We start from the raw sequence: 1,037 nt of genomic DNA, 5'->3' as shown, positions 1-1,037 counted from the left end.
ACGTTCGAGTCGTCCCAGGCCCACCACGACACGGGACGTTCGATCGGCTGAGGCTGACCCCTTGGGGCCATAGCTCAGTTGGGAGAGCGCGTGCTTTGCAAGCATGAGGTCGTCGGTTCGATCCCGTCTGGCTCCACCATTTTTTTTGGGATACTCTTTGGAGTTGCTTCTGCGACTTCAGCCCAAATCGAGGTGTTGAGCCGGCTATCTGGAGAATGAGTTTGCTGCGGCAGACGTTCAACGAGGACCGACAGGTTCGGTTGATCGCGTCGTGCGCAAAAAACATCAGTGACATCGTGAAGAGGGAATGTGGCCGTTGGGGGCGCGAAAGCGTCAGCCCCGGCGGTCATGTTCGGCAAGCATACGGCGATTTGATCGGAAACGATCGGATCGCTGGTCTTTTTGTGACCGTGTCAGACTTTTGCTCTGGATCCTCTGGATCGAGTGGCAAAAAAACGGACATCGATCACGAGAGCGATCAAGTGTCTTAAGAGCATTCGGTGGATGCCTTGGCGCTGAGAGGCGATGAAGGACGTGGTACGCTGCGATAAGCCTTGGGGAGCTGCGAACGAGCTTTGATCCAGGGATTTCCGAATGGGGAAACCCACCTTCGACCTTCCGTATTGCGGGACCAGGCGCGAGCCTGGTTCTCCAATACGGTTGGTCACATGAAGGTATCAAATCCTGAATCCATAGGGGTTTGAAGCGAACCCGGGGAACTGAAACATCTCAGTACCCGGAGGAAAGGACATCAACGAGACTCCGTCAGTAGTGGCGAGCGAACGCGGATCAGGCCAGTGCCTGTGTTGAGTTTACCGGAACGGTCTGGAAAGGCCGGCGTGATGGGTGACAGCCCCGTACGGGACGGACGAACCACAGGACTCGAGTAGGGCGGGACACGTGAAATCCTGTCTGAACATGGGGGGACCACCCTCCAAGCCTAAGTACTCCTCAGCGACCGATAGCGAACCAGTACCGTGAGGGAAAGGTGAAAAGCACCCCGACGAGGGGAGTGAAACAGCACCTGAAACCGGATG

General features: G+C 56.5%; 1 tRNA gene and 1 rRNA gene (1 of these 2 cut by a window edge). Both read left to right on the top strand.

The window, feature by feature from the left end:
- Positions 1-63 precede the first annotated feature (63 nt).
- A tRNA-Ala gene (locus tag MKL20_RS29775) sits at positions 64-139 on the top strand.
- 337 nt (positions 140-476) lie between these two features.
- Positions 477-1,037: ribosomal RNA gene (locus MKL20_RS29770) — 23S ribosomal RNA — on the top strand; it runs 2,247 nt beyond the window's last position.

The organism is Methylobacterium sp. E-066 (genome assembly GCF_022829635.1).
Classification (GTDB): domain Bacteria; phylum Pseudomonadota; class Alphaproteobacteria; order Rhizobiales; family Beijerinckiaceae; genus Methylobacterium.
The sequence above is the reverse complement of the archived record's forward strand: the minus strand, read 5'-3'. Positions and strand labels throughout refer to the sequence as shown.